4 protein-coding genes are annotated in these 5,107 nt (G+C 66.8%); 3 read left to right on the plus strand and 1 reads right to left on the minus strand.

Annotated features, from left to right (window positions below):
- Positions 1-161: 161 nt before the first annotated feature.
- Positions 162-2,294, minus strand: coding sequence for a catalase (locus RCJ92_RS14830; RefSeq protein ID WP_446754973.1), 2,133 nt, complete (start codon positions 2,292-2,294; stop codon positions 162-164).
- A 380-nt stretch (positions 2,295-2,674) separates the two neighbouring features.
- Between RCJ92_RS14830 and RCJ92_RS14835 the strand changes: the two genes are divergently transcribed.
- The 3 genes from RCJ92_RS14835 to RCJ92_RS14845 form a co-directional block, all read left to right on the plus strand.
- Entirely contained in the window at positions 2,675-3,751 is a 1,077-nt protein-coding gene (locus RCJ92_RS14835; RefSeq protein ID WP_360026869.1) for a carboxylate-amine ligase, read from the plus strand.
- Positions 3,752-3,753: 2 nt separating this feature from the next.
- Complete coding sequence (locus RCJ92_RS14840) at positions 3,754-4,251, plus strand: hypothetical protein (protein WP_446754974.1); 498 nt, start codon at positions 3,754-3,756, stop codon at positions 4,249-4,251.
- Positions 4,252-4,319: 68 nt separating this feature from the next.
- On the plus strand, positions 4,320-5,107 hold a 788-nt coding region (locus tag RCJ92_RS14845; protein ID WP_446754975.1), incomplete at its 3' end, for an endonuclease/exonuclease/phosphatase family protein.

Raw genomic sequence — 5,107 nt, forward strand, 5'->3', positions numbered from 1 at the left:
AGCTAGTTCCAAACGTCCTTTGGGCGCAAGGAAGGCGTTAGAGTGGGACATGAAGACCTCCGGGTGAGAAGTGAACTCTTAGACAAGCTCCACCTCACCCGGAGGTCTTCTTTATGTCACCTAGCCACGCCGTGTGTACCTAACGTCCGTGGAGATTACACCTAGCCGCCGAAGCGCTGCCACACCCGGTGCAGGGCCATCTGCCCGGCCAGCCAGGTCACGGCCTGCCCGGCGTCTTGGTGTTCGAACCCGGGCGTGCCCGCCGGGATGGCCAGCTTCGCCAGGTCCTGCTCCAGCTCCGGGCTGGTGTAGGCCACGGCCTTGGACTGGCGGAAGGTTTCCTGCAGCAGCAGGCCCACCCGCGGGTCCAGCATCTCGGGTCCGGCGTGGTCCCCGGCCGCCCCGGCCTTGGTGTCCAGCGGAACCTTGGCGGTGGGCGCGGCACGGTGCCGGCCGACCACCAGGATGCTGTCGAACTCCACCGAGCGGGCGGTGAGGTAGCTGCGGTCCACCGGCAGGTCCTCGGCCAGCTTGCCGCCGTCGGCGGCCACCAGCAGCACCCGCAGGTTCAGGCCCATCGCCTCGTCCTTGAGCCGGCGCACCAGCTCCAGGTCGGTTTCCGGGCTGACAACCAGTCCCAGCACGCGGCCATCGACCGGCCACGGCTGGCCGACCTGGGACAGCGCGGGACTCGGTGCCATGTCCTTGACCTCCTCATCCGGCTGCGGGGCCGGCAGGCCCAGGGCGAGGGCGACCGAGGCGCACAGCTCCTCATCGATGTTGGCCAGGCACTGCAGCTGGCGCTTGCGCACTTCCTCGCTGCTGCACTTGCCCAGTTCGAAGGAGTACCCCTGCTGCACGTGCAGCTGTTCGGGGGCGGTGAGGCTGCGGTAGAACAGGCGGGCCTGGCTGAAGTGATCGCTGAAGCCCACCGGCTCGGCGCGTTCCTTCACCGCCTCGGTGACCGCCTCGGGGAAGTCCACCATCCGCGCCTGGGCTTCGCTGCCCGGCTCGGCCATGAACGGGCACCCGCCGTCCAGCGAGTTCGGCTTGTAGGGCGCGATCCCTTCGTGGATGTACTGCTGGTGCATCCCGTCGCGGAACGTGTCATTGATCGGCGCGTGCGGACGGTTGATCGGCAGCTGGGAGAAGTTCGGCCCGCCCAGCCGGCTGAGCTGGGTGTCGATGTAGGAGAACAGGCGCACCTGCAGCAGCGGGTCGTTGGTGACGTCGATGCCGGGCACCAGGTGTCCGGGGTGGAAGGCCACCTGCTCGGTTTCGGCGAAGTAGTTCGACGGGTTCTCGTTCAGTTCCAGCAGCCCCAGCGGCTGGACGGGGGCCAGTTCCTCGGGCACGATCTTCGTCGGGTCCAGCAGGTCGATGCCCTCAAAGCTTTCCGAACCGTCATCGGGGAACACCTGGACCCCCAGCTCCCACTGCGGGTAGTGCCCGGAGCTGATCGCATCAGCCAGGTCCCGGCGGTGGAAGTCCGGATCCGCCCCGGAGGTCAGCTGGGCTTCCTCCCAGGTCAACGAGTGCACCCCGAGCTTGGGCTTCCAGTGGAACTTGGCCAGGCAACTGTTGCCTTCGGCATTGATCAGCCGGAAGGTGTGGATGCCAAAGCCCTCCATCATCCGGAAGGACCGCGGGATGCCGCGGTCACTCATCTGCCAGATGGCGTGCGCCTGGGCGGGGGTGTGCAGGGAGACGAAATCCCAGAACGTGTCGTGCGCCGACTGGGCCTGCGGGATCTCAAGGTCCGGGTGCGGTTTGGCGGCGTGCACGATGTCCGGGAACTTGATGCCGTCCTGGATGAAGAACACCGGGATGTTGTTCCCCACCAGGTCAAAGACCCCCTCCTCGGTGTAGAACTTCGTGGCGAACCCGCGGGTGTCGCGCACGGTGTCCGAGGAGCCGCGCGAACCGACCACGGTGGAGAAGCGGGAGAACACCCGGGTGACGCGTCCGGGTTCCAGGAACCCGGCGGCGCAGATCGATTCGGCGGTGCCGTAGCTGGTGAACTGCCCGAAGGCCCCGGCGCCGCGGGCGTGGACCACGCGCTCGGGAATGCGTTCGTGGTCAAAGTGGGTGATCTTCTCGCGCAGGTGGTGATCCTGCAGCAGCACCGGGCCGCGCGGACCGGCCTTCAGCGAATGGTCGGTATCGCGCACCGGGGCGCCCTGGCTGGTGGTCATGTGCTCGGAACGCTGGCCGTAACCGGTTCCGGCATCCTCCGGCGGACCGGTGTGCTTCGCGTTGGCGGATTGATTGGGTTGATTGGCTGGCTTGTTCATGCGTGCGCTCCTACGTGAGTTGTTCGAGGCAGATGAAGTCGGTGTTCGACGACAAACCCCCGCAGCGGCCAGCGGGTGCCCGGTCAGCACCGGTCGGCGCCGGCACGGGGATTCGTGCCTGATTCCTGCCCCTCACGCTACGAGCCGCGGGCAGGGCATCAAACAAATGTCAACGGATTCATCGGAACGGTTCAGCAAGTTTCCTGCCGTTTACCATCAGGCTCCGCTGTGGCTTCTTGAACGCAGCATGTGAATTCACCCGATCCCCTTTCAGCGGCGGCGTCACTGGCCTAGTGTCGCACCAGGATTACCGACAGGCACTGGCCCCCACCCGCCGTCGACGCAAGTGGCGTGCGTGGGAGAAAGGAAGGAAGGACACGTTGAACACCTTTGGTGTGGAGGAGGAGTTCTTCCTGCTCGATGGGGAAACCGGTCTGCCCGCCGTTCCGCGCGGCGAACTGCTCGGACTGGGAACGCATCGGCTTGAAGGGGAGATCCAGAAGGAATGGCTGGCATGCCAGATCGAGTTCGCCACCGGGGTCTGCCAGAGCCCCCAGGACGGGCTGGATCAGCTGCGCACCTTTCGGCGCAAGCTGGCTTCCGCGGCGCAGGCCGAGGGACTAATGGCGGTGGGGCTGGGCGCGGTTCCCGCGATCAGCACCGAAACCGCGACGGTCACCGACACCGAACGCTACCAGCGCATTGCCCAGCACATGCCCGGCATCGCCGCGGAGCACTACCTCAGCGGTCAGCACATCCACGTGGGCATCGAGAACCGTGAGGAGGGGATCGTGGCCATGAACGCGCTGCGCCCCTGGCTTCCGCTGCTGCTGGCGATCAGCGCGAACTCCCCGTACTGGCGGGCCGCGGACACCGGTTTCGCCTCCTGGCGCACCATCCAGTACCGCCGGTGGTCGGTGCAGGGCATTCCGCCGGCCTTCAAGGACAGCCGGGACTACGACCGGCGCCTGGGCCGGGTGCTGGCCAGTGACGTGGTCCTGGACAGTGGACACGTGGGCTGGGCGATGCGCCTGTCGGAAAACCAGCCGACCGTGGAGGTCCGGGTGGCCGACTCCCAGATGCGGGCCGCCGATTCGGTGCTGCTGGCGCTGCTGGTGCGCGGGCTGGTGGACCAGGCGGTGAAATATCCGAGCCGCAACCGGGAATTTGACCCGGAATTCTTGGACATCGCGTTCTGGCAGGCGGCCAAGCACGGGTTGGACGGCCCGCTGCTGAACCCCTGGACCTCCAGCACCACCAGCACCGAGGCTTTCCTGCAGACCCTGCTCACCCACATCGAGCCGGCCCTGCGGGACAGCGGGGACTATGAGTACGTCCGTCAGGAATTGGAAGAAACAGTACGTCGCGGCAATGGGGCACGCCGCCAGCGCCAGGCCTTCGCGCAGGGTTCGCTTAGTGAACTGCTGCAGTTGGCCCGGCACGAGTTGGAGTTGTAATCATGGGGGATCCTTTTCATACCGGTGGCCTGCTCAATGGCTGCGCCGTACTGCGCTGGATGGAGGGCGAGTCGACGGGGGCATCACGCGGACGCTTGCCCGCCGCCGAGGACCCGGCGCAGATCCAGCATCACGAGGCCGACCGGTGCCCGTACGTGGAGGTGCAGCTGGACGGGTCGCTGATCCATGCGCAGGAAATCGCCAGTTATGGGCCGCGGGTCATGGTCCGCTACCCGGCGCAGGTCCTTGACGCCAATCACTTCTCGCACCTGAAGGTGGCGTGGGTGGACAGGGAGAAGACCCGGCGCATCCGCCGCGAGAACGCGTGCTGGAACAACCCGGTGGACAGCATTGACTGGCATGAGCTGGAAGATGAGTCGCTGCAGGATGAGGTGCCCGGGTATCGCTCCGCAAAACAGCAGAATCCGGAACGCCGGGTCTTGGATCACCAGCCGCCCACGGCAGATCGCCTCTCCGGCGGCCCCCTGGAAGGGGCCTGAACCGTCCACAGCATTTCGCAGGGCAAATCGATTGTTTTTGCAGGTTTCTGTGGCACTGTTGAAGTCCAATGTCCCACGTTGCATCACGCCGCCTGTCGGCATCCAGAATATTTGCGCGCCTGCTGATCATTGCCGGCTGCCTTGCCTTGACCGTGCTGCTGGTTTTCCACCAGCAGGTTCCCGACGTGGCCGGGCTCGGCCTGGTCATCGACAACCTGGCTCCCTGGCTGGGGTTGGGGGTACCGGTGCTGCTGCTCCTTGCCCTGGCCGCGCGCGGGCGCGGCACCTTCCTGATGCTGCTGGTTCCGGCGGTGGCCTGGGCGCTGATCTTCGGCCCGATGGTGGTGCCGGCTCCCGCCCGCGAACCGGTGCAGGGGCTGAAGGTGGCGACCCAGAACGTGCATGAACGGCAGGTGGATTCGGCGGCCCGTTCCCTGGCGCAGGCCGGGGCGGAGGTCATCGCCCTGCAGGAGCTGGGTGCCGGGCAGGACGCCGAGGTGAGCCGCACCCTGGCCTCCAGCCACCCGTACCATTTCTCGGTCAGCACCGTGGGGGTCTGGTCCAAGTACCCGGTCAGCCGGGCCGAGCCGCTGGATTTGGGCCTGGACTGGGATCGGGCGCTGCGCCTGGACGTGGAAACCGCGGCCGGGCCGGTGCGCCTGTACACGGTGCATGCCGCCTCCGCCCGGCCCACCGGGCACGGTGACCGGGACATGATGCTGCGCAACCTGGCCGGGTATGTGCAGCAGGATCCCTCCCCGCGCATTGTGGCCGCCGGGGACTTCAACGCGACCAGCACCGACCGGCACTTCGCGCCGGTCAGCGGGCAGCTGGAACTGGTGCGCTACAGCCGCTG

The sequence above is a fragment of the Glutamicibacter sp. BSL13 genome (genome assembly GCF_052928425.1).

Bases quoted from the DNA above. Each gene is read 5' to 3' on its own strand.
- RCJ92_RS14830 (WP_446754973.1), bottom strand. From the start codon at position 2,294: ATGAACAAGCCAGCCAATCAACCCAATCAATCCGCCAACGCGAAGCAC.
- RCJ92_RS14840 (WP_446754974.1), top strand. From the start codon at position 3,754: ATGGGGGATCCTTTTCATACCGGTGGCCTGCTCAATGGCTGCGCCGTA.